This is a genomic window from Pseudarthrobacter oxydans, from assembly GCF_030812335.1.
Lineage (GTDB): Bacteria > Actinomycetota > Actinomycetes > Actinomycetales > Micrococcaceae > Arthrobacter > Arthrobacter oxydans_B.
In genome coordinates, this window is sequence record NZ_JAUSSN010000004.1 from 141,283 (window position 1) to 164,953 (window position 23,671).

Genomic DNA, 23,671 nt, shown 5'->3' on the forward strand with positions numbered 1-23,671 from the left:
CGAGACCTGGGACTCGGCTAAGACCAACCGGTGAGGTTCCTTACCGCGCTCGAATGTTATCGCTCCCCGCAGCGAACGCGTCCCACACTAGTGGCCGGTTCAACGCCTCGCGGAGAACGCCCCTCGGCCTCATCAGCGCCGATAGCGCGGTCCCGAAGGAGTGAACGCTAAGCCCGTAAGGGCCGGCGCCGAAATTTGGCTTAGGATTGGCGATTACTTCAGCGCCGCTGTCAGTTCCCTGTTGAGGTAGGGCGCCAATGTCTTTGCGTACGTGGCGGTGATGTGGGCAGCGGCATCCCGGTAGACAATCGTGTTTCCAATGACTGCCGGGCACTTGCTGTCATTGCAGAAATATGGGGAAAGGTCAACGACTGTTGAACCGGGGACCAGCGAAGCGGCCTGAATCTGTGGGTCAACGGTGCTGGTGGCTTCCCCGATGTCCGTGCCGCACGCATTGTTCTGTACGTCGAAACCGACACGCGTTATACAGGACAGCGCTTCGGCATTCACGGAGGGGACGTCAGCGATAGTTATGACCTTGGTTCCCCTGGCCGCGACAGGCTGCCAGGCCTTGGCAAACATCCGCGCGGCGTAACCCGCATCAGTGCCGGTCTTACCCCGAGCGGCCGTCGTGATAACGCCCTCGTAAGGCTCGCCAGTCTCTACTATCTCCCGAATTTTCTGCATGACGTCATAGCAGTCGTAGCCGGGCCGCTGCTCCATCCACTGGCAGCTGAAACCAACGTACACGTCAACCGCCCAGTTATTCGTCACGGCGAACTCTTGGATAGCGGGAATGAGAGAAGCAGCGTGGCTGTCACCGATCAGTGCAAGCCTGACGGCGTCGGGCTTGGTCGACCCCACGTTGCAAGTATTGATGGGTTTGCCCTGCTCGCGCCAGCACTTGAACGAATCACCGTTGTCACGGGCGAACATATTGATCGACGGCAGGATAGTGTCACCCAGGCTTGTCGGCGTGCAACCCTTTTCCGGGTCCAGTCCCGCGGCTCCCAGACATACCGGCGCCGCCTTTGCACCCGCGGTTGCCAATGCTCCGGGAGTTTGAGCCACCGCCTGACTGAGGGCCGTTGGCGTATCAGTAGGAGAGACATGAATGAAGGCAACCCCTCCCATCGCAACGGTGAGAAGTGTTAGCGAAGCCAAGGCAACCGTAGCCACTTGAGCGTTGGCATCGAAAGATGCAGGCCGACGGCCCCTCTTCGTCTTGGGGACGCTACGGAAAGGCTTCTCGATCCAGTAGTACGACGCGACCGACAGGGCAAGGCTGAGCAGTGCTGCCGTCGCATAATAGGTCGGATTACCGTCGGGCATGAAGGCGACGAGCAATACGATCACGGGCCAGTGCCACAAGTAGAGAGAATACGAGATGTCGCCTAGGTAGCCGCTGACGCGATTTGTGAGGGGCCACAAGAACCTAACAGGGCCGCCCGTACCGGCGACAATCACTAGAGCAGTGGCCAGAACGGGGAGCGCCGCGAAGGGCGCGGGGAACCCGTGGTCGGGTGTCACAATCAAGATCGAAGCGACCATACCAGCAAAGCCGACCCATGCGATCACTGGGCGAAGGGCGGCCGGTATCCGCGTCAAGACGGGTGAAATGACGGCGACAAAGGCCCCGGCTCCGAGCTCCCAGGCACGGGAAAATGTGGAGAAGTAGGCCCAATCTGGATTTGAAGCCGTCTCGTACATGGCCCACGCGAAAGAGGTGACCATAATCGAGACCATGACCCAGCCGACAAGACGCCTGCCGCTTCCGTTGTTACCGCGACGGACCCCAATCCAGAAGATCAGCAGCATCAGCCACGGCCAAATAAAGTAAAACTGTTCTTCCACGCCGAGCGACCAGAAGTGCTGGAGAGGCGATGGTGGCTGGCCCTCCTGGAAGTAGTCTGTGCCACCCGCGGCGAACCGCCAGTTACCTGCGAACAGGAGCGCCCAGATGCTATCGACCAGCGTCTCCCCAGCACGCCCCTTGGGCAGGAAAGCGAATGATGCCGCCACCGTCAGCGTCAGGACTGTCAGTGACGCAGGGAGAATACGCCTCACGCGCCGGCGGTAGAAGTCCGCGAACGAGATAGTGCCAGTCCGTTCCTTCTCCCTCAAAAGTTGCGACGTGATGATGAACCCCGAGATAACGAAGAACACGTCCACACCTACAAATCCGCCTGTGGGCCAACCTACAAGATGACTTGCGACGACAGCCAGCACGGCGAATGCTCGCAGACCTTGTATGTCAGCCCGAAGGGTCGCCTTTTTGGGTTCCGCCGCTGACAAACTTCGGATTTTGAGCATGGACATGGCCATAATTCCCCCACTTTTGGACCTGAGACTAGCCACATCCTACCTGCCACTATCGACGGCGGATGTCCGAAGAGGGACCCCACGCGCCCCATCGTCCTGCAGCTCCGGCGCCAAAGCCTTCTACCTTAGTGAGGATTCGCCAGATACCCGAGGAGACCCCCTCTGCAGGTCAAGACCGGGGGTTCGCCTCCGGGACCACGTTGCGTCCCCGACTACGTGACGGGTGCGCCTGGCGCTACCTCAGCATCTCCTGCACGCCCCGGGGTCGAGGTGGCAAGAGTTCCTAGGCGAAGGGGTTGGCCCACTAGGCCGACTCCGATAGCCACTCAAGCATTTTTGGGTCTATGCCTTCTGCTGCTTGATCAATACTTCACTCGTTGCGCGGCGGGGCGAGCGTGCCACTCGGTGTCCGTCCCGCCCATAACCGACTGCAATTTGCATGATGATCAGCTCGTACTCGGGAATGCCCATCTTGGCACGTAGCGCCGTCATAACTTTGTTCGGCTGGCTCATGTTCAACATGCAACTATCCAGGCCCAGACTGTGAAGTGCCCATACGAGGCTCATCGAAAACAACCCGCCCTCGATCCAAGGCTGGTTACGTTCGCCCACGCCAGCAGACAGACGTGCATCGACGGTGACCAGCGCCACGACGGGCACGTCACCGATCCCTGCATTGCCGTTCTGGAAGCTCAGCACGGAAGCCCTATCGTTGGGGTCGGCGTAAAAGCGAACACGCCAGGATTGCCGGTTACAAACTGACGGGGTATTGATGGCAAGCCGGACAGCCTCGGTGAGTAATCCCTCGGGAACGGGACGGGGATCGAAATCACGGACGCTGCGCCGGGAGGCAAAGAAACCTTCTGCACCAATCTCGCGTTCCACGTCATCTCGAACCGGGCTGACCTCGGCAGCAACGGCGCCCGACTCATTCCAATCCAGTAGGGCAACGCGTGCAGAGCGGGCATGCGCTACATAATCGTCGTCAACGCCACGGGCGTCGGCAAGGGGGAGCAACATGTCAAGCCGGCCTAAGACGCCGGCACCGAAGGGTCTCCGGGGATCATTGAGCGCCAGACCCTTCTCAACCCGGTGATAGTCCTTAGTCAACTGGGTCTCCAATTGCCGGCTGGACAGCCGCACACTGGCTGCACTGTCATCCGGAGCTGAAAAGCGCTCGTACCTCCTCCGGTCCAGAACGGATTCCCGTCGCTGGATCAGGCGCGTTTTCACGCCGAGAGCGTAGCTGAGCATCTGGGCAGGAAGTAGCTGCTTGATCATGCGTTTCATGCCCCCAAGCATAAGCGGTCGTCACCGTCGGTTATGGTCCCCAGACCGTTCAAGGGCCCCTTACATTGGCACTTTCGGATGATAGTCGGAATTAATCGGCGCGCCCCAGCCTGGCCCGGAGCCTCCACGCACGACGAACGCTCAATATTCAGTCCCTATTCTCTCCGCCAAAACCGCTGTGGCGGGGCCGGCTCTCACAGGTCACATGTCCGCCAACACCGACCCCGGGTTCTCGATCGCATCGGCCACGTAGCGTAAGAAACCGCCAGCCGTGCCGCCGTCACAGACGCGGTGGTCGAATGTCAGGGTCAGTTCGGTGACCTTGCGGACAGCAAGCTCGCCGTGGACTACCCAGGGCTTGTCGATGATGCGCCCCACACCGAGGATTCCCACCTCCGGGTGGTTGATGATCGCGGCGGAGCCGTCCACTCCAAAGACGCCGTAATTGTTCAGTGTGAAGGTGCCGCTGCCCAATTCTGCGGGGCTGGCCTTTCCGTCCCGAACGACCGCGGTGAGACGGCGGATCTCGGCGTCCAGTTCGCGGGCGCTGAGCTTGTCCGCGTTGCGCACCGACGGCACCATCAGGCCGCGGTCGGTCTGGGCCGCGAAGCCAAGGTTGACGCCGTCGAAGGCCACAATCTCCTGGGATGCTCCGCCGGTGGTGTCCTCGGTGGGGACGATCCGCGTGTTCAGCTCCGGGAACTTCTTCAGCCCGGCGGTGACGAAGCGCGCGATAAACGCCAGCAGACCCGGGGTGTGGTGCGGGTCAGCCTTCTTCAGCGCGGCCCTAATCTCCACCAAGGCGGTGGCGTCCACATCCACCCACACAGTGGCCTCGGGGATCTCCGAGCGGCTGCGCGTCATGTTCGCCGCAACGGCCTTCCGGACGCCGCGGACGGCGGTGCGCCCTGTGACGCCGAGCCCTGTGCGCGCATCGGTGTCACCAGTGGTCGGAGCGGGAGATGTCGGCGCGATTTCGGCAGCCGCAGCCGCCGGGCGCTCAACGGTTGAAGGCTTGATGACAGCCTCGACATCGCGGCGCATGATGAGCCCGCTGGTCCCGGATCCCTGGAGTTCGCCCAGATCGACCCCGTGGTCCCGCGCCATCCGCCGGACGAGCGGGGAAATTACCGCCCCCAGCTTCCCGGGAACCCGGGTCCGCATCAGCAGGAGGTCATCGGCAGCTTTTTCAGCCACGGGCACCTGGGCCGCCGGTTCGGCGACGGCTGTACCGGCCGGAAACTTCCGGGGCCGGGTCCGGCGGGCAACGCCGTGCCCGCCCGGAGTGCCGTAGCCGATCAGAACATTCCCGGATCCGGCCTTTTCCTCTTCGCGGTAGACCTCCGCTGCAATGTCAGCAGTTTCGGCAGGCTCTGCCGCCGGGGGCGTGGCTGACGCGACCGCCGGGGCGCCGACCGCCGTCACGGAGATCAGCGGCTTGCCGACGTCGAGGGTCTGGCCGGGCTCGCCGTGCAGCACGGCGACTGTGCCGGCGTACGGGGAGGGCACTTCGACCATGGACTTGGCGGTCTCGACTTCGGCGATGGGCTGGTCGACGCTGATTTCGTCGCCCACGGCCACGAGCCAGTTCACGAGTTCGGCTTCGGTGAGGCCTTCCCCGAGGTCCGGGAGGAGGAATACTTTCGGTTCGCTCATGGTCAGTCTTCCCACTGTAGGTCGTCAACGGCGTCGAGGATGCGGTCCACGCCGGGCAGGTAGTAGTGCTCGAGTTTCGGCGCCGGGTATGGGACGTCGAAGCCCGTGACGCGGAGGATCGGCGCGGCCAGGTGGTGGAAGCAGCGTTCCTGGACCCGGGCGACGATCTCGGAGGATACGGAGGCGAAGCCGTGGGCCTCGGCGATGACCACGGCGCGGCCGGTCTTCCGGACCGAGGCGCAGACCGTCTCGTCGTCGAACGGCACGATCGAGCGGACGTCGATCACTTCGAGCGAGCGTCCCTCCTCGGCGGCCGCCGCCGCGGCGGCGAGTGCCGTCGGGACCGAGGGCCCGTAGGCGATCAGGGTCGCGTCGGTGCCGGGGCGGGCGACGGCGGCGCGGCCTTCGGAGGAGGTCCCGCGTTCGGTGTTCTCGGTGTGTTCGGTGCGCAGGGCGTCCAGGTCAACCTGGTCCTTGGACCAGTAGAGCTTCTTGGGCTCCATGAACATCACCGGGTCGTCGGAGTCGATGGCCTCGCGGAGCATCCGGTAGCCGTCGGCGACGGTGGCCGGGGTGAAGACCTTCAGGCCGGCGGTGTGGGCGTAGTAGGCCTCGGAGGAGTCGCAGTGGTGCTCCACTCCCCCGATCCCGCCGGCGTAGGGCACCCGGATGACCATGGGCAGCTTCACGGTGCCCTTGGTGCGGTTGTGCATCTTCGCGACGTGGCTGACGATCTGTTCGAAGGCGGGGTAGGCGAAGGCGTCGAACTGCATCTCGATGACCGGCCGCATGCCGTTCATCGCCATGCCGACCGCCATGCCGACGATGCCGGACTCGGCGAGCGGGGTGTCGAAGCAGCGGTTCTTCCCGAAGGTCTTGGTCAGCCCGTCGGTGATCCGGAAGACCCCGCCGAGCATGCCCACGTCCTCGCCGAAGACCAGGACCGAGGGGTCCGCGTGCATGGCGTCGGCCATGGCGGTGTTCAGGGCCTTGGCGAGGGTGACGGTCCGCGGGCCGGACTGCTCGGCCGTGGCCGCTGCGGTGGCGGCGGCGCGGGCGGTGGCGGCGCTGACGTTGCCGTTCGCCTCGGATGAGGTTGTGATGGTGGGGCTCATTTCGCGGCCTCCGTCTTCGATGCGGCGTCGCGGGCGAGTTCGTCGGCGAGCATGGCGGACTGTTCCTTCAGCTGGGGTGTGGGGGTGGAGAAGACGTACTTGAAGAGATCCTGCGGTTCCACCGGGACTTCCTCGCTGAGGCCCTCGCGGAGCTGGGTGGCGACGGCTTCGGCTTTCTCGGCGATTCCGGCGGCGCGGTCATCGTCGAGCAGTCCGCAGTCCGTCAAGTAGGTCTTCATCCGGCTCAGCGGATCCTTGGCCACCCATTGTGCGACTTCACTGTCCTGGCGGTACCGGGTGGCGTCGTCGGCGTTGGTGTGGGCCTGCATGCGGTAGGTGTGGGCCTCCACCAGCAGCGGTCCGGAGCCTTCGCGGGCGAGCCGGACGGCGCGGCCAAGCACAGCAAGGAGGGCGACGATGTCGTTGCCGTCCACGCGTTCGCCCGCCATGCCGTAGCCCACAGCCTTGTGGGCGAGCGACGGCGCCACGGACTGGTGGGCCAGCGGCACGGAGATGGCGTACTGGTTGTTCTGGACGAAGAACACGACCGGCAGGTGGAACACCGCGGCGAAGTTCAGCGCCTCGTGGAAGTCGCCCTCACTCGTTGCACCGTCGCCGCACATGGCCAGGACCACGGTGTCCTCGCCGCGCAGCTTGGCGGCGTGGGCCACGCCGACGCCGTGCAGCAGCTGGGTGGTCAGCGGGGTGCACTGGATGCCGACCTTGTGTTTTGAAGGGTCGTAGCCGCCGTGCCAGTCTCCGCGGAAGAGCGTCATGGTCTGGACGGGATCCACGCCACGGGCCATCACGGCCACGGAGTCGCGGTAGGTGGGGAACATCCAGTCGCCGTCGGACAGGCAGAGGGCGGCGGCGACCTGGCAGGCCTCCTGGCCGTGGCTGGACGGGTAGACGGCCATGCGGCCCTGCCGGACCAGCGCGGAGTTCTGGTCGTTGACGCGGCGACCGACGACCAGCTGCTCGTAGGCGGCCATCAGTTCGCCGTCGCCGGGGAGGGCGTATTCATGGCCGGGCTGGGTGCCCTGTTCGGTGTGCGGGTTGAGGGTGCCGTCCGGGCCGACCATCTGGATCTGGTGCCGGGCCGGAAGCATGTAGTCCTCGACAGTGATGCCGAATTTGCGCACCGCCTCACTGGCGGCGTCTTCCGGTGCGTTGCCCGGTGCCGCGGGGCCGGGGGTCCTGTCCTCGGGCGCCGGGTGCTGCGCAGTGTGGTCTGCGGAGATCGTCATTGGTCCGTCCTTCTGTAGCCACTATTCGTTCCAAGTATGGCGCGGGGCGAAGTTTCGTATCCAGCTCCACTGGGAATCGTGGAGAAGTCAAGAGAATTGACCTACTCTGAAAGACGAATCGTAAGTGTGAGGTGGATTACCGGCGGGGGTTGTGGACGAATGGCGGAGGACGAAGCAGACCAGGCGGCGGTGCCGCTGGATGATGTGGACCGGAACATCATCGCGGAGCTGACCCGGGACGGCCGGATGTCCGTCACGCAGGTCGCGGAGAACGTCCATATCTCGCGTGCCCACGCGTACACGCGGATTGCCCGGCTGACCGGCGAGGGGGTGCTGACCAAGTTCACGGCGCTGGTGGATCCGATCAAGGCCGGCCTCAAGTCCTCCGCCTATGTGACCCTCAAGGTCCGGCAGCACTCGTGGCGGGAGCTCCGGGAGCTGCTGCGTGCCATTCCGGAGGTGCACCACATCGCCCTGGTGGGTGGGGACTTCGACGTCATCCTCCTGGTCCGCGCGGTGGACAATATCGACTTGCGCCGGGTGATCTTTGACCAGTTGCAGTCCATGCCTGGGGTGCTGGACACGCAGACGTTTCTGGTGTTTGAGGATCTGGATACGCGGTAGAACCGGTCCTGGGCGCCGCCCTGGGGTGGAACTACCGTTCCGTTCAAGTTTCCGTATTGCCGCCATGCACTCCCTGAGCTTGTGCACATACAGATCAGATCGGCAGGACGACTGTCTGGACCAATTGCACGCCCAAATGACGGGTACAATTGGCGGGACCGCACGAATACTGCCGTTCTGGTGGCACGCCGTTGGGGTGCCCCGGCAATCGACACAGGGGGACCCCGGCTTGGACTTACGCGATTATCTGCGCTTAATACGACGGCATTGGATGCTCATAATTGCGTCAACGTTGATCGGTGTCCTCATCGGCGGAGCTGCCTCCGTTTTGGCCAAACCGATCTACACAGCAGAGACGCAACTATTTGTTGCTATTCAAAGCTCCGGGTCCGTCCAAGAACTTCAGCTCGGCAACAACTTCAGTCAAGCTCGGGTCCAGTCCTACGTAAAGACAGTTGGATCGCCCGCCGTCCTCCAGCCAGCAATTGACTCGCTTGGACTTCAGATCACAGCAGACGAACTTGCCGCGAATGTCAAAGCAAGCACAGAGACAAGCACAGTTCTGATCAACATTTCGGTTTCGGACACCTCTGCCGTGCAAGCTGCGGCAGTCTCCCAAGCGGTGGCCAACAGCTTGATCAAGGTTGTCGACACATTGGAGAAACCGCGAACGGGCGGGACATCGCCAGTCAGCCTTTCGGTTATCAAGCCTGCCGTAGCACCAGTGGCTCCCTCTTCGCCGAACACCAAACTGAATCTTCTCCTCGGACTGCTACTCGGACTCGCGATTGGAGTCGCCGCGTCTATTCTGCGGAGCACCATGGATAGCCGCATCCGGAGCGAAGCGGACCTGCGCCAGGTAACAAACGCGCCTCTCCTGGGAGGTATATCCTTCGACCAGGATGCGACGAAGAAGCCACTGCTGACACAGACGGCAGCACAGAGCCCGCGCGCAGAATCGTTCCGCCAGCTGCGGACAAATCTGCAGTTCGCCAATGTCTCTGGGAAGGCCAAGACTGTACTGATCACTTCCTCAGTACCCGGTGAAGGTAAGAGCACTACCGCAACCAACCTCGCCATAGCGCTAGCTCAAGCCGGTCAGACTGTGTGCCTGGTGGATGCTGATCTCAGACGCCCTATGGTGAACGAGTATTTGGGCCTCGAACGCAATGCCGGCCTCACAACTGCGCTAGTTGGCACCAGCGACGTAAATGATTTGCTCCAGCCTTGGGGAAACGAAAATCTTTACGTACTTACATCAGGCCAAGTTCCGCCAAACCCGAGCGAGCTCTTGGGATCGACGGAAATGCAGGATCTCATCAAGCGCTTGGAACAGGCATTCGACACGGTTCTAATAGATGCACCACCTCTTCTTCCCGTTACTGATGCCGCGGTCCTTTCCCAGCATGTAGGCGGCGTGGTACTCGTCGCTGGCTCCCAGAAACTTCGTCGACAGGATCTAGAGAAGTCCCTCAGTTCTCTGGCAATGGTTGGGGCAAACCTGTTGGGCGTAGTCCTTAACCGGCTGCCCACCAAAGGACCGGACGCTTATGCATACGCGTACTACGGGCATGATCAGAAGTCCTCACCCAATGGCCAACCGCTGGACAAGTCGGACAGAAGACCGCGGCCGGTGCCTCAAGATGCGGAAAGCCATATTCGGAACGATAGTGAGTTCGCCGAAATACTGACGGACCACGGCGCACAGGCGGCCAAGAGCTTCCCGTCTAGTCGCTTTCGAGACTAGAAAGCTGACGGCGTTATGCCACCGCAGAGCGAGATGCGGACGCCCGAGCGTCGTGAACCAAAGCGATCGGGATGCAGAGGCCGGCGCTAAAGTAAGACCTCGGGCTCTCAAAAGCACAGGAGACTCGGCTTGGGACTTTGCTGGCAGGTGTTTACTCATAAGCGGTTGAGTTCGCCAACATTGTCTCGCCGGACTTGCTAGGTGTCATCTTCACCCCAACCGGCCACCGCGCAAATTCATATGGCTGTTATAGAAAGCGACCACCTAGTCCGATGACGACATCCACGGCACACAGAGCCGCCCGAGGCGGCCTGGTCACCCTTGCTGGCCAGGCCATCAAGATGGTTCTACTACTGCTGAATCTAGTGGTCTTGGGCCGCCTCCTGACCCCAGAGGACTTCGGCCTCGTGGCAATGGTTACCGCAGTGGTGGGCGTGGCTGAGCTGGTGAGGGATTTTGGGATCACCACCGCCAGTATTCAGTCCCCAACCCTATCGTTGATCCAGAAGAATAATCTATTTTGGATTAATTCTGCGCTAGGCCTCGGTCTCGCCGTCGTTGCGGCTTTGCTCAGTCACCCATTGGGCTTGTTCTATGCCGACTCTCGACTCGTTCCAATTACACTGGCGATTTCGTCCGTTTTTTTACTTAATGGCATTCAGGCGCAGTACCAAGTTGAACTGACCCGATCGCTGCGATTTAGGTCCCTTGCTCTAACTGATATTTCTTCCAATGCTGTCGCGCTCGGGGCTGCAGTCACTGCTGCTTTACTTGGTGCTGGCTATTGGTCGCTCGTTATAATGCAATTGATTTCTGCTCTACTTCTTCTCATGAGTCGCATTCTTGTAAGTGAATGGCACCCAGGTATGCCAGGAAGAAATGGGCCAGTAAGGAAATTCCTCCGCTATGGCGGAAATCTCGGAGTTGCGCAGTTTCTGAATTATTTAAGCGCCAATGCTCCGAGCGTTCTTATGGGCTATGCATACGGGGCGAGCGCCTTGGGTTCTTATTCGCGCGCTTCCCAAATCGCCACTATACCTGTAAATCAAGTATTTGGCCCGCTAACAAACGTTGCACTCACGACACTCGTGCGACTTAACGACAACGGCCCCTTTAATCGAGCCGTTGGAACAATGCAGCTCCTGCTGGGCTACACAGCTTCCCTTGGCTCGTCCTTCTTAGTCGTATTTTCGGCTCCAATTATCCATCTCCTCCTGGGCGATAAATGGGGATCGGTCAGCCCTCTACTCCAAATACTGGCTGTCGGCATAACGTTCCAAGCAGCCACATTCGTCTCGTACTGGGTATTTCTCGCCAAGGATCGCACAGCATCACTTTTACGTTACAACTTGTTGACCAAGGGGATTGTCCTGACGCTGACCCTGGTTGGTGGCTTCTTCGGAGTAGGAGAGATGGTTTGGGGCTACACTGCCGGCCTCATCATAGCTTGGCCAATTTCAGTCCTCTGGTTGCGCACGATGGGAGTCCCCTCGTCAATACCGCTCTTAGGAGGGTTACGTTTCATTGGCCTCGGACTTGCTGCGACAACGGGCGGTCTTCTGATGCCACTTACTGGTGTCATAGAACTACCATTGCTCGCCTCGGCTATCGGATGGGCTGTTGGCCTTATAGTTACGTTAGTATTTCCCCGGACAAGGATGGATCTAAAACTCATTATTATGACCATGAGGCAACTTATCCGGCCGAAATCATCTATCAAAGGAATCTAGTGACAACATTCTCAACTCGGCGCCAAGGTGTTAGTTCGCTTGCAAGCCTCAGATCAAAGGCTTCATCCGCCCTCCACCACCCATTGGCCCTTAGGCTAATGATGCTCGGCGACCGTGCAGTGCTCCATCTGGCGCTTTCAGGAAAACACGAACGTCTGGAAAAGCACGTAATCCTCAACTCGCCCGGAGACGGAAACATCGGCGATCAAGCCATGTTTGAAAGCTTCGTGAATAATGTTTCCCAGCAAGTGATCGCCGTCGTCAAGTCCCCGACTGCGTATTCCACTGATGATATTGCCGATAAAAACAAGGTGACGTTTCTCGTGTTGCCTCACCTGATATATTCTAAATTCTTTGGTCATTATAAAAATATTTGGACCCTGGGACGTTCCATTCGAGGTGCTGAAAGTTTTTCGGTAATGGGGGCGGATATCATGGATGGGGGCTACGGCGTCCATTCTTCCATGATCGAGTGGAACCTTTCAAGGACAATTCAGGAATCTGGAATTCCCGCCAGAATATTGGGCTTCAGTTGGAATGGCGAAGCTAATCCCGAAGTCATCAGACAAGCCCAAAAAGCTGGGCGGGCAGGAGTACGTATCCTACCGCGAGATCCGGACTCAATGGAACGTCTGGTTAATGACAATATCGAGGGCGTCGTTCAGGCCGCAGACCTTGTTTTCGCATTCCCTACAGATAAATCAACGACTTGTCCGGACGTTTCTGGGGAATCCCACGGGAGCGTGGACGAAAAGTTGGCCGTTGTGAACGTGAGTGGACTCATCGGCCGCAGTATTGAACAGAATTCTGAATACGAGCAGATCCTGCAAACGCTTGACACGCTAGGATACAGGTGCCTGCTTCTGCCTCACGTGAGCCACTCGAAGGCAGACGATATTGCTGCCATCTCGAAGCTGCGCCGAGAGAGCCCAATGGCTCGATGTGCCGACGTTGTGGAAACTCTGATTTCCCCTAGTGAAGTTCTTTCGCTTGTAAGAAGAGCAGACATGGTCGTAACCGGGCGGATGCATTTGTCAATTCTGGCCCTTTCTGCTGGCACTCCCGTCTTAGTTCTGGCGACTCAAGGTAAGGTTTCCGGCTTGATGAGGCTTTTTGGAATTCCCGATCACTGTGTTGAGCCCACTCCGGGTTTCGGTAACAGAATCTCAAAACTCCTTCATGAAATTGAGAAGGATCGATCGATCATCTTCGAGAAGACTGCATCGAATCTCCAGGCCGTACGCGACCTCTCGAAAATTAACTTCCGCCACAAGTGAAGGCTTCCCGAATCAAAGGAGAAGCCATTAGACGCTGCGATCGTAGTGAGCGATACGACGTCTTCCGGCGTGACTGGTGCCAAAGGAGGGCGTGATCCGCCTCGGACAGGTGGATTCTAAACTACGCATCGCACATAGGCCTGCTGATCTGTGGGACCCTTTATGGCGTTGACCACCGGCGGCTAGTAGACATCCAAGCCAATAGCTGGTGCAAATAAGGAAGCCTTAGACGACGAGATGGGTGGAGCACAAACGTTTCCCAGACATATTTTGCCCTATACCACGAGTTCCTGGCGACTATCGCTCTAGATGGCCTAGATTTGCAGTCGATGGGGGCTCCTCATTAAAACCCCGATGCGGTTCCCCTAGTGACAAATACTACAGTCCTCCAAATATGGAGGGAATTTAGGGCTGGGCATTTAGCGGTCTTAGTTTGCCTCCTTGGACCTGCCCTGGCCAGCGTGCTGGTCACCCACGTAGGAGTGGAGAATGCGAACAAAAATTGGGGTTGGAATACGACGTCACCTCGAGCTGCACGAAGCCATTTCTCGTGTACGCCGCACTTATCGCGCTCCCCAAGGGACTGCGGCAGTCTTAGCACCTGCCATGACCAAGTAGGATTCGCTTAATCCACTGATGCAAATTAAATGGGGGCACTGTGTCATCTAACGTCCTGCCGGTCGGCAGCTCATCATCGCTCACGCCGCGGCTACACTCGCTCACCGGCCTTCGGTTCTTCGCAGCGCTGGCCGTGTTCGGTTTTCACGGGTTGCACTATGGTGCGCAGGGCGGGGGCTTCGAGCTCTTCGCGGCGGGCATGTCCGGCGTTTCGTTCTTCTACATAGTGAGTGGCTTCGTAATGGGGTGGACGTCACGGGAAGATGACACCCCAAGTTTGTTCTACCGGCGCCGCCTCGCGCGCATCTACCCCTCATACGTAATGGCATGGGCGATGACGCTGGTCTTGATGATCCTCGGCCAGCGCAGCATCGGCGTCGTGGACTTCCTGCCGCTTACACTGCTCCAGTCGTGGGTTCCCTCGGAGACTGTATATTTCGCGGCCAGTGCAGTCTTCTGGTCGTTGTCGTGTGAGGCGTTCTTCTATCTCGTGTTCCCCTGGATATTCCCCGCACTGAGAAGGCTCACAGTTCGCGGTGCATTAACTGGGATCGTGGCAATTGTTCTGTTGCTGGCCGGTTTAGCTCTGGCGCTGGCCCCGTTCTTCGACTCGTCCGTGGTCTTCTGGTTCTTGGTGATATTCCCGCCTGTGCGCCTGCTGGAGTTTGTGGCTGGAATCCTGTTGGCACTCTTAGTGAAGCGCGGCGCCCAACTGCCATTCCCCCTTTGGGCGGCTACCTCACTGGCGCTTGGTTCTTTCGTTGCGGCGGGGTTTGCCCCTCCCACATTCACGCGCGTGGTCGTGACCCTGGTCCCTTTCATGCTGCTGGTCTGGTCATCCGCCCAGGCTGACCTATCCCGGACTCGCTCCGTTTTCCGCAATCCCGCAATAGTCCGGCTCGGCGTCTGGTCTTATGGGTTCTATCTTGTCCACACGCAGGTCATGACGGTCTGGTTCCAGGGTCTCGGTTTCGCGGGGATAGCCGCAGGCGACCTTTCCGGTCTGCCCCTGTTCGCCGCCCTGGCTGGCGCCTTGGTCGCCGCAACGGCAACCGCAGCAGCAATCTTCAGCTGGATTGAGCAACCGCTGGAAAGGCGGCTGAGGCCGAAGAACGTCCCGGTGCCCGCTAGGCGAGGACACTGATGGGTATGCGGCCTTTAGATCGGTGCCGACGGTGCGCAGCTAACTGAATATATTGAGGGGTCCCATGCGATCGGTCCTACTACAACGATCCACCCAGATTCTTCGTTGTGCTAAGACGGCCAACGTACCCCTGGGTGGAAGCCACGGCTCCGCTCAGAGCTTTGTGTGTCCGCCCCTATTCTAACCGCGCCGATCGTGCCTTCAGCGCCGGGTGTCCGGCCACGGTGCCGGGATGACGCGCGCCCTACGTGTCAGGCTGGAACGGTGCCAAGGGCTCATAGCAAGTCCGTTTAATCGCGTGGGGCGAGAGCCAGGAATCCAGTAATTATGTCCAGTCCGGTTTTGAGTGCAGTACGCGAAGATAGTGCTGTGAGTAGTAGGAGTAAGAGCAGTGGTGGGTCCGGGCCGCGTGCTGGTAGGCCGCGGCCTCGCCGTTCGTTCACCCCGGTCCAGAAGCTCGAGTTCCTGGCCGCGTACGAGACCGCGCGTGAGAGCGGTGAGGGCGGTGCGTTCGTGCGCCGGGAGCAGATGTCTGAGTGGCGCCGGCTGCGGGACGCCGGGGTTTTGGCCGGGAAGAAGGCCGGGGAACCGATCGGGAAACTGTCGGCTGATCAGGCCGAGAACGCGCGTTTGCGCCGCCAGTTAGAGGTGAGCGAGGGCCGGCTGCAGAAGACCGAGGCAGCCTTGGAACTGATGGGAAAACTACAGGCGTTCTTAGAGAGCGCCTCAGAGGATATGCCGGACGGGCCCCGGTCCAGGAAACGCTGATGGCCACGTACCGGTCGATGCTGGAACTGAAGATCCCCCACACGCCGGGCAGCATTCTTGACGGGTGTTTCCCGGACGACCGCGAACCGGACACCGGCCCGACCGCGGGACCGCGCCGGTACTGAACGCCTTCGCCATCACCTTCGAAGGAAGAATCAACTAAATGCCAGCCGCGGATCCACCGTTAAACGGCTCTTCAAGGTTTGTGGGGAATTGATTTCGTGTCGTAGCTAAAAAAGGGGCCCGTGGCCCTGCTGGGATGAGTGTGTCTAGCATTCAACCAGGAACAGGACCACGAGCCTTGATTGAGCCTACCGGGGCAGCGGCCGACGCTGCCACCAGCATCTTCAACCTGCCCGGCTACACCGTCATCTCGGCCACCGTTCTGGAGGACGGCCGGCGCCAGATCATCGTTGAAACGGACCAGCCGCCGGGCTGCCCGAGCTGCGGTGTCGTCGCGACGCGGCGGAAGGAACGGCGCTTCCAGCGGATCCGCGACATCCCGGTCGCAGGCGCCGTGGAGGTCCTCTGGTCCAAGTACCGCTGGCACTGCGAGGAACCCAAGTGTGCCCGGCTCTCGTTTTTCGAATCCACCGCCCAGGTCCCGCGCCGGGCCCGGTCCACCGGCCGGCTCCGGGACCACGTCGTTGACGCTGTCATCAATTCCGGCCGGGCCGTGTCCGAGACTGCCGCGGCGTTCGCGGTGTCCTGGTGGTTGGTCCGTGCCGCATTGACCGAAGCTTGTTTGCTCACGCAGCCCGAGGTGGATGAGCTCAGTCCGCGGATACTGGGCATCGACGAGCACCGGTTCCGGTCTGTGCGTTACTTCCGGGCCACTGACTCGGCATCTTGGATCCGGCATGAGCCGTGGATGACGACGATCGTTGATCTGGACACCGGGCAGGTCCTGGGTGTGGTCGATGGCCGGGACCACAAGGGCGTCGGGGACTGGCTCTTCGCCCGGCCGCTTCAGTGGCGTCTGGGGGTGCAGGTCGTCGCGATCGACCCGTCGGCTGCGTTCCGGAAAGCGTTGAGGATGTGGCTGCCTCGCACCGCTGTCGCGGTCGATCATTTCCATCTGGTCTCCCTCGGCAACCAGGCCATGACTGAGGCCAGGCAGAACTTGTCCCAGCGGGTCAAGGGCCGTCGCGGCCGTGGCGTGGACAAGGCCTGGGCTCATCGGATGCTGCTCCTGCGGGCCGGCGACGCGCTCTCCGAGAAGGCAGCTCACCGGCTGGCTGAGGTCTTCGCCGCCGACGACCCGACCGGCAAGCTCCAAGCCGTGTGGAAGGTCAAGGAGCAGCTCAGGGTGCTGCTGCGCACCAACTCCCTGGCCGACGCTGCCGCGGCGAAAGAGGACCTCAAAGTGCTGGTCGAGGAAGCCGGACGGCCGGAGACAAACAAGCTCTACCGCACGATCTGCCGGTGGTGGAACGAGATCGAAGTCCTCATCGTCACCGGCGCCACCACCGGGAAGGTCGAAGGCAACAACACCGGCATCAAACACATCAAAGGCAAATCAGTTAACCGGCCCTTGATGACCGGACACGCCGTGGATTTCCAGAAACTCCGGGTGCTGTCGTGCCGGTAGGAGACTGGAAACAGTCCTGCCGGAGGAGGACGAATGGGACTGCTGGTTGCCAAGTCAGGAGACGGGCATATTCTTACGGGTGCCGCTGACGCCACCGGGGAATTGGTCAACGGATTCCTGGCCCATTTGACGACTAGGACTTTCTCGCCTGCAACGCGCCGGGCGTATGCGTTCGACCTGTTGAACTTCCTGCGTTTTCTCATGGAGCGACGGCTCGAACTGGCGGATGTCGCCCCGACTGATCTGTTCGATTACCTCGATTGGCAGCAACTGCCGCAGAAGAGCTCCGGCGGCACCGTCGTCCGGCTCACCTCGCGCACAGGCGCAGCACCGGCGACGATGAACCGGCGGATTGCTGCAGTGCGGAGCCTGTACGACTACGCCGTGATAGCCGGTGCTGTGAACGAGAACCCAGTCCCTGCGGCACGGCGTTCTTCAGGTTTCCGTGCCATGCGGCGCGGGCTGCTCGGGCACCTGGGCAAGGGCCGTGAGCGTGGCGGGGGCAAGCTGGTGCGTGAAGCGAAGAGGCTTCCATTTGCCCTTGATCCCGCGCAGGTGGCCGTTTTTATCGCCGATCTGCTGACCGCCCGTGATCGTTCGATGGCGCTGTTGATGCTGCTGGGAGGACTGCGCGCGTCAGAGGTACGACTGCTGCCGCTGGCCAACGTTGATTTTGGGCTGCGCAGGGTCAGGGTTACGGGCAAGGGCGGGAAGGAACGTGTTGTGCCGGTCGACCCGTCATTCTTCACGGAACTGGCGTCCTACCTGTCCGGTCGGCTGCAGTGCCGTTGAATGCTTTGTGGTGTTGCGCGGACCGACCACCGGCCATGCTTTGACCGAAGCCGGTCTGCGGCGGATCTTCCGCACCCACCGGCTGCGGGCAGGCACTCCGCTCGTCCGTCCGCACCGGCTGCGCCATACCTATGGAACGGAACTCGCCGCTGCCGGAATCGACCTGCTGGTGCTGCGCGACCTCATGGGCCACGCCAGTCCGGAGACGACCGCCGGCTATGTCCATCTGTCGGCAACAACTCTGGCCGAGGAGTACGCGGCCGCCAGATCACGATTGGAGTCATGATGTCTACTGTCACAAAACCCCTCCTCTCCCCGGCGCCCGGTGGGTCGGATCTGTGCGAGGACTACTTCCGGTTCGTCGCGGAACTTTCCTGCGGTCCGCAGGCCGGAAACGGACTACGCCGCTGCGCCAGTCTCAGACCGCCCTAACCACGCTCATCTGCGAAGGGCCAGAAAACCGATTCCGACAACGACTCTGGCTCCTGGCTTGAAAACACCGGCTGCCCCCTTTCAACCACCAGAACAATCTATCGGAGACGTTGAACGGCCGCCCAACCAGCGACGACAGGCCCCGCCAGCAAGCCCAAAACCAGCAAAATCAAACCGGACGAGGTTTAGACCCTCACCTGTTCGCCAACCCTTCCATCAAGAGAAATCCGGGCTAGACCATATGTTCAGGAAGTGACTGCACGAGGCTCAGTCGTCGCAGTTGCTAGCGGCCGACCTCGGTTCCCAACCCGCAGTTGCTGCTGATAACAGAAAGCGGCAAAAAACAACCAGAGGCAAAGGATGTCGCCCATCATGCCCCAGCCGGTAAGTGCGACCAGCGCTATCCCCGGCAGGGCCGACACGTACGCTCGGGCGAAATCGCCTGTCTTTGTATCGTCACGCCGCTGGCGCCACGCAAGGAGAAATACGATCAGCAATGGGAGGAAGAGCAATACCGCACCGAGAATTCCAATTTCGACTGATGCAAGCAATGCGGAATTGTGCACCGGCCACCCTTGGGCGGTGAGCGCGTCCGTGGGACCAGCGGTCGTGATGTACGTGTTTGGTCCTGTACCAGCAACCGGATTGGCTGGAATCAGCGCCATTGCGACTTCATTAAAGTGCTGTCGAGTCGACCCCTCAGGGTCTTCTTCGAATCTCGCAGCCCAAACTCCAGCCGAAGCAAAGGCAATGGTTGCCATCGCCAAAGGGATCGCGACTTTACTTGCCACGGCACGACCGCGTGGCAGCAGCAGCGTCCAAAGCAGGATCATGACGACAGCCGAGAAGAAGTTGGCTCTCCCTCCGGACAACACGAGCATGGGGAACGACATGGCTACTACCGCCCACGCGGCCACACGCGCCGGGCGGTCGATCGATCTGGTAAAGGGCAGGCACACCATAAGAAAAAGCAGGAGCACTTTGCCTAGAGCGGTCGGATGACTGAAAGATCCATTCACCCGGCTCCCAACCAATTCGGAAGTCGCGGCATTTGTTGGAAATAGCGGCAGGCCGGCGAATTGAAGAACCGAAATCACGAGCTGCACGAGCACCGTTGCGAGTACCCAATAAAGGAACTGCTTACCTGACTTTCCGTCTCTTCCAACGCAGGAAGCAGCATATGCCCCAGCGACCCACGCCGCAGCGGCTGTTAGAAAATGGACCATTCCGGCCTGGACTTCGTCCGTTTGCAACCACACGAACGCGTAGCAAAATGAGAGGAAAATGACAAAAGGAAGAATCAGCCGATTTGCTCCGGAGAGTCTGCCTGCGAATACTGCGAAAACTAGAATAATCGCAATTCCCGCGGTATAGGTCATGATCCTGGGTTCTGAACTCGAGATTCCACTCCGAGTCATATCTGCGAGCGATCCCCCGTACAGAACTCTCGGAAGAAAGCACATCGTCGACATCGCAATCGCCATAATGGTATTGACGCGGCCTGCGACCGAATAGAAGATATATAACCCAGCCGCAGCAAGTAGGAGAATGACAATTATCATCGATGCAGAGCCTTTCAGGATTACGTTCGGTCGGGATTCGGCCCCCGGGGCCTGTATGAAGTGCCCAGATCTACTGGAGGACGTCTAGAATCCCGAACGTCCCAATAGTTCCGCCACGCTGTCCATAAAGCTCGTCTCGCTGAACCTCGATTGCACGGCTCTCGCGGGCGCCACTTTCACAGTTGCCTTTCCGCCCTTCATGAGGTCATTAACGTCCCCGATATACTCCCAAAAGGACGGGTTAAACCCACTACGCACGTGCTCGGTTCCGAAGACAGGGACGCCGTGCACCATCGCTTCGAGGGCTTTTACCTTAATGCCGCCGCCATGATCGATGGGAACTATTACTGCGTCCACGGAGGCGTAGAAATCGGCTACATCGTCCACTGGGCCAAGTACCGTGGCCATGCTGGTCCACGTCTTGACAACCTCCGAACCATAGCCCGCGACAACCAACTCCATGCCCATTGGCGCCAATCGATCGGCGTATTGCGACAGGAACTTCTTAAGAGACACGATGTTGGGTGCATAATTCATGTTTCCGAGAAAACCGATTCGACGAGGCAGTGTTGGCGGCTGACGCCTGACTTCCGGACCAGGGCGCTGGGGCCACTCAACGGGAGTAGGTAACCAAGCGGAGGGCACGTCATGGCCGCGCGACATGGATAAAAAGTCATCGTGTCCCGCAAACGCGTTCCCAGCAGGCTTGAGCGGAAGCCTGGACTCCAGCACCTTCCACCAAGAGGATTGCGCAAGTCCCCCCGCCCGCATCGAACGCGAAGAGTGAGCCATCGTTTGAGCGTTTACACTCCACAAGTCCATCCAGTCAAAGAGCAGGGTGGACTGTGGATGACTTCTGGCCGCGGAGGCAAAAACGGACGGAACGGTGATCACGTTGAGCTCGGAAGCCGGCAGCTTTGGCAGTCTGCCTTGAAGCGGCATCGGGATTATCTGTTTCTTGAGGCTGCGAAGCGGTCCCTGATTGCCCTCGCCTGCATCCACCTTCCGCAGTGGGTGAATCGTCGATTCGTAGCCCAGGTCAGTGAGAGCCTTGTGCCAGGCCAACGCGCGAAGCCCTCCCCCATCTCGAGGCATCTCCGATTGGCCATACCAGTACACAATGTTAGCTCGGCGCATCTGCCCTACCTTAGCTTTCGGTCCGTATCGTGTCCCAAAGCTGGCGAAAGCGTCTCCGATAAGCTCCTATTGAGAACTTCTCTTCGTAACTGAGACGAGCATTTCTCCCCATTTCCTCGGCCATGGCACTATCCAGCGATTTTAGGACCGTGGCTAGATCGGAAGCGTTACCTATGGGAAATAACCAGCCATCGGTTCCGTTAGTGACAACATCCAAGACGCCGCCGGCGTCGCTGGCAATGACTGCACGCCCACGAGCGAACGCTTCAAGCAAAACGAGCCCGAAGGGTTCGGGTTTGTCGGATGGGAGGATGAGGAAATCAGCGGCATCGATATGAGCTGAAATGTCATCTACTTCGCCGATCACGGATACGCATTTGTTGTGCTTCAGCCCGCTCACGAGACGCGGAACATCGATTCCAATCCCCATGGAAGGCGGACCCCCTAGTATGACCAGGTTGCCGGGGCACTCCTCTTCATCCCATGAGGAAAGAAGTGAACCATGCCCCTTCCAAGCATTCCACCGACTCGCAACTACGAAACTGAGTTGTCCGCCATTGGACGGGACTGAAACTCTTTCCATTTCTGACTCACTGTGTGCGTTCAGAAGGATTTCTGCCCGGGCATGCAAGTTGACAGGCAGGGAATCCCGAGTCGCAGTGGAGATACACAGTATTCGGTGTGCACCACGGGCGAGCAGACCTAAGACCGTGGCCTCACGGGGCGACCATATTTCCTGTACGTGCAGGACGACTCGCTTTACCCCGACGGCACGCGCCAAGACCAAACAAATCACCATGGCAGATGTCGTACAGTAAACGACTTCCGGACGGGTGCGTTTCAGCATCCGAGAGGTCTTCCAAAGGCGGACCAACAGAGGCCACACACCTGAGGGCGACAGATATTTACGACGGAGCACGGGCACTGGGCTAGATGCATTCCAAATACCGCGCGTGTCGAGTTCGCTACTCAGACGGTGCTGCCCATCGGGTAGGTCATCTGGCAACCAAACGGCGGCACTTTTCAGGTCTTCCTCAGGAAGGCTGCTGAGGACTTCGAGCAAAATCTTGTCAGCACCGTACATCTCGTTGGATGAATGGATGAAAACAATCTTCCGCGCAGACGTTTCGGTCTCAGAAGTCAACGGCAACTCAGCGTCCTCTTTGGCAACCGGGCGGCGACCTGGTCATCGCTCAGGCCGCGTGGGACAACACCGCCATCTAACATGATTACACGCTCCCGAAGGATATTGCTGGATAGCTTCACGGGATTACCTTACTGAGCGGGAGACCTGCGGTCTGCCGGCTTAGCGCCTCGTCGTAGGATGCACACACGGACTCCCATGTGTAGCCCTCCTGAAGTCGCAGAAGTGAGACTTGCCTTAGCCGGTTTTGTTCCTCGGCGGACTCCATCACAGCACGAAGTGAGTCCTCGATGCTCCGTGCATCAGGTTGGCAGAACCGACCCTGCGGACCCAGCACTTCGCGGTTGTACACCGTGTCCCGGGCAACGGTTGGCGCTCCGTTAGCCATAGCTTGGACTAGCGCTGGATTCGTTCCTCCTACACTGTGTCCATGAAAGTAAGCCCCGCAGTTCTTCCAGAGGGATAACAGACGCTGGTCATCAGCCACGTGCCCCAACCAGTGCACATTGGCACTATCAGCGACCAACCGGTCCACATCATCCTCCAGCTGGCCGCCGTAACCCGAGGATCCCACGATGACCACTTGGTAGTCGGCGGAAAGTCCCCTAACAGCCTCTAAGAACTCCGGGATTGTGTTTTCCGGTACGAATCGAGCAACCGCGAGAATGTAGCGATTTTTGGGAAAACACTCATCGCCAGTAGCGACTACACTCGCATCGCCGCCGTAGGGAATGAAGATAGAGGATCGCGAGAACTCAGCTTGCCATCTGCGAGCGATTTCTTTCGAATCTGCAACGAGGACTGTACCGAATCGCGCCGTGAGCCTGGCGCCCCACTTAAAGACGAGCTTCGCGAATCGACCCCATTTGGCGCGCTCCCATTCGATACCGTCGACGTTCACCACGGTCGGTATCCCTCGCATGGCCAAGATGGGCAGCCAGAAACCATTGGCCACGTTCATTACCAAAGCGACGTCAGGCTTGCTCCAAGCCGCATGTAAACAGGCCGTCAGTCCGTATGACAGCGTACTGAGCGACTTGTTCTCGATTCCGCCGGTCGTCACGACTTTGACTCGCAGATCACGGTTCGGATCCCCCGCGGTGGGCGATGAGCGGCCGTACACGGTTACGTCCCAATCGTGCTCAACGAGATACGGAGCTAACTTTCGAACGGCAGTCTCGAATCCTCCGTAGAAGCTCGGATACCCTCGGGTTCCAATGATCGCAACAGACCGATTCATGAACGCTCCCCCAATTTTGACACTTCCTTCAGGCCCCGACACAGTGCCAGCGTCAAGATTATCATCCGCAATTCGGACCTCTGAACCGTGATAATCATCCACGTGGTGCCGTGTTCTGTCTTAGGGGCTACTCCCTGCTCCGTTGTTACGCGGGTCGTGGCGAAAGTGGCTGCGCAGCCAACACAGATACGGCAAAGAACGGGTCCTGCGCAGACCGTCGCTGCGAGTGCCGTCC

General features: G+C 59.8%; 18 protein-coding genes. 9 read left to right on the forward strand and 9 right to left on the reverse strand.

The features are described 5' to 3' along the window. Positions 1-213: 213 nt before the first annotated feature. From J2W14_RS08200 to J2W14_RS08220, 5 genes are all read right to left on the reverse strand, one after another. The gene (locus tag J2W14_RS08200; RefSeq protein ID WP_307461004.1) at positions 214-2,319 is read right to left on the reverse strand and encodes an acyltransferase family protein; all 2,106 of its coding nucleotides are present in this window, start codon (positions 2,317-2,319) and stop codon (positions 214-216) included. A gap of 345 nt (positions 2,320-2,664) precedes the next feature. After that, positions 2,665-3,612, reverse strand: coding sequence for a nitroreductase family protein (locus tag J2W14_RS08205; RefSeq protein ID WP_307461006.1), 948 nt, complete (start codon positions 3,610-3,612; stop codon positions 2,665-2,667). A 201-nt stretch (positions 3,613-3,813) separates the two neighbouring features. After that, positions 3,814-5,268, reverse strand: a complete 1,455-nt coding sequence (locus J2W14_RS08210) for a dihydrolipoamide acetyltransferase family protein (RefSeq protein ID WP_307461008.1) — start codon at positions 5,266-5,268, stop codon at positions 3,814-3,816. 2 nt (positions 5,269-5,270) lie between these two features. Continuing rightward, positions 5,271-6,383: an alpha-ketoacid dehydrogenase subunit beta gene (locus tag J2W14_RS08215; RefSeq protein WP_307461011.1), complete on the reverse strand. Its 1,113-nt coding sequence runs from the start codon at positions 6,381-6,383 to the stop codon at positions 5,271-5,273. Further along, positions 6,380-7,630 carry a thiamine pyrophosphate-dependent dehydrogenase E1 component subunit alpha gene (locus J2W14_RS08220; protein ID WP_307461016.1) on the reverse strand — a complete coding sequence of 417 codons (1,251 nt, stop codon included), beginning with the start codon at positions 7,628-7,630 and terminating at the stop codon, positions 6,380-6,382. Before J2W14_RS08220 ends, J2W14_RS08215 begins: the two co-directional genes overlap by 4 nt. 159 nt (positions 7,631-7,789) lie before the next feature. Here J2W14_RS08220 and J2W14_RS08225 point away from each other — a divergent pair, with 159 nt between their 5' ends. From J2W14_RS08225 to J2W14_RS08265, 9 genes are all read left to right on the forward strand, one after another. Beyond that, complete coding sequence (locus J2W14_RS08225) at positions 7,790-8,254, forward strand: Lrp/AsnC family transcriptional regulator (protein ID WP_307461019.1); 465 nt, start codon at positions 7,790-7,792, stop codon at positions 8,252-8,254. 229 nt (positions 8,255-8,483) lie between these two features. Further along, positions 8,484-10,001 (forward strand): polysaccharide biosynthesis tyrosine autokinase, encoded by a 1,518-nt coding sequence (locus J2W14_RS08230; protein WP_307461022.1) that lies wholly within the window; start codon positions 8,484-8,486, stop codon positions 9,999-10,001. A 272-nt stretch (positions 10,002-10,273) separates the two neighbouring features. After that, positions 10,274-11,731, forward strand: a complete 1,458-nt coding sequence (locus J2W14_RS08235; protein WP_307461025.1) for a lipopolysaccharide biosynthesis protein — start codon at positions 10,274-10,276, stop codon at positions 11,729-11,731. Between the two features lie 98 nt (positions 11,732-11,829). Further along, positions 11,830-13,008: a polysaccharide pyruvyl transferase family protein gene (locus J2W14_RS08240; protein ID WP_307461028.1), complete on the forward strand. Its 1,179-nt coding sequence runs from the start codon at positions 11,830-11,832 to the stop codon at positions 13,006-13,008. 658 nt (positions 13,009-13,666) lie between these two features. After that, positions 13,667-14,770 (forward strand): acyltransferase family protein, encoded by a 1,104-nt coding sequence (locus tag J2W14_RS08245; RefSeq protein ID WP_307461031.1) that lies wholly within the window; start codon positions 13,667-13,669, stop codon positions 14,768-14,770. A 767-nt stretch (positions 14,771-15,537) separates the two neighbouring features. Further along, the gene (locus J2W14_RS08250; RefSeq protein ID WP_307461034.1) at positions 15,538-15,663 is read left to right on the forward strand and encodes a hypothetical protein; all 126 of its coding nucleotides are present in this window, start codon (positions 15,538-15,540) and stop codon (positions 15,661-15,663) included. Between the two features lie 176 nt (positions 15,664-15,839). After that, entirely contained in the window at positions 15,840-17,129 is a 1,290-nt protein-coding gene (locus J2W14_RS08255; protein WP_307461038.1) for an ISL3 family transposase, read from the forward strand. A 33-nt stretch (positions 17,130-17,162) separates the two neighbouring features. Next, positions 17,163-17,921 carry a tyrosine-type recombinase/integrase gene (locus tag J2W14_RS08260; RefSeq protein ID WP_307461041.1) on the forward strand — a complete coding sequence of 253 codons (759 nt, stop codon included), beginning with the start codon at positions 17,163-17,165 and terminating at the stop codon, positions 17,919-17,921. A gap of 40 nt (positions 17,922-17,961) precedes the next feature. Further along, complete coding sequence (locus J2W14_RS08265; protein WP_307461044.1) at positions 17,962-18,207, forward strand: site-specific integrase; 246 nt, start codon at positions 17,962-17,964, stop codon at positions 18,205-18,207. A 391-nt stretch (positions 18,208-18,598) separates the two neighbouring features. On the opposite strand, the gene J2W14_RS08270 is transcribed toward J2W14_RS08265, so the two are convergent. The 4 genes from J2W14_RS08270 to J2W14_RS08285 form a co-directional block, all read right to left on the reverse strand. Beyond that, positions 18,599-19,732: an O-antigen ligase family protein gene (locus tag J2W14_RS08270; RefSeq protein WP_307461047.1), complete on the reverse strand. Its 1,134-nt coding sequence runs from the start codon at positions 19,730-19,732 to the stop codon at positions 18,599-18,601. A gap of 267 nt (positions 19,733-19,999) precedes the next feature. Beyond that, positions 20,000-21,052, reverse strand: a complete 1,053-nt coding sequence (locus tag J2W14_RS08275) for a glycosyltransferase family 4 protein (protein ID WP_307461050.1) — start codon at positions 21,050-21,052, stop codon at positions 20,000-20,002. 10 nt (positions 21,053-21,062) lie between these two features. Continuing rightward, positions 21,063-22,136 carry a glycosyltransferase family 4 protein gene (locus tag J2W14_RS08280; protein WP_307461599.1) on the reverse strand — a complete coding sequence of 358 codons (1,074 nt, stop codon included), beginning with the start codon at positions 22,134-22,136 and terminating at the stop codon, positions 21,063-21,065. Between the two features lie 178 nt (positions 22,137-22,314). Then, entirely contained in the window at positions 22,315-23,538 is a 1,224-nt protein-coding gene (locus J2W14_RS08285; protein ID WP_307461053.1) for a DUF1972 domain-containing protein, read from the reverse strand. Positions 23,539-23,671: the final 133 nt, after the last annotated feature.

Excerpts from the sequence above, each read along its gene's own strand:
- J2W14_RS08200 (WP_307461004.1), bottom strand. The coding sequence starts at position 2,319 with ATGTCCATGCTCAAAATCCGAAGTTTGTCAGCGGCGGAACCCAAAAAG.
- J2W14_RS08205 (WP_307461006.1), bottom strand. The coding sequence starts at position 3,612 with ATGAAACGCATGATCAAGCAGCTACTTCCTGCCCAGATGCTCAGCTAC.
- J2W14_RS08210 (WP_307461008.1), bottom strand. The coding sequence starts at position 5,268 with ATGAGCGAACCGAAAGTATTCCTCCTCCCGGACCTCGGGGAAGGCCTC.
- J2W14_RS08215 (WP_307461011.1), bottom strand. The coding sequence starts at position 6,383 with ATGAGCCCCACCATCACAACCTCATCCGAGGCGAACGGCAACGTCAGC.
- J2W14_RS08220 (WP_307461016.1), bottom strand. The coding sequence starts at position 7,630 with ATGACGATCTCCGCAGACCACACTGCGCAGCACCCGGCGCCCGAGGAC.
- J2W14_RS08225 (WP_307461019.1), top strand. The coding sequence starts at position 7,790 with ATGGCGGAGGACGAAGCAGACCAGGCGGCGGTGCCGCTGGATGATGTG.
- J2W14_RS08235 (WP_307461025.1), top strand. The coding sequence starts at position 10,274 with ATGACGACATCCACGGCACACAGAGCCGCCCGAGGCGGCCTGGTCACC.
- J2W14_RS08240 (WP_307461028.1), top strand. The coding sequence starts at position 11,830 with ATGATGCTCGGCGACCGTGCAGTGCTCCATCTGGCGCTTTCAGGAAAA.
- J2W14_RS08250 (WP_307461034.1), top strand. The coding sequence starts at position 15,538 with ATGGCCACGTACCGGTCGATGCTGGAACTGAAGATCCCCCACACGCCG.
- J2W14_RS08260 (WP_307461041.1), top strand. The coding sequence starts at position 17,163 with ATGGGACTGCTGGTTGCCAAGTCAGGAGACGGGCATATTCTTACGGGT.
- J2W14_RS08270 (WP_307461047.1), bottom strand. The coding sequence starts at position 19,732 with ATGACCTATACCGCGGGAATTGCGATTATTCTAGTTTTCGCAGTATTC.
- J2W14_RS08275 (WP_307461050.1), bottom strand. The coding sequence starts at position 21,052 with ATGCGCCGAGCTAACATTGTGTACTGGTATGGCCAATCGGAGATGCCT.
- J2W14_RS08280 (WP_307461599.1), bottom strand. The coding sequence starts at position 22,136 with ATGTACGGTGCTGACAAGATTTTGCTCGAAGTCCTCAGCAGCCTTCCT.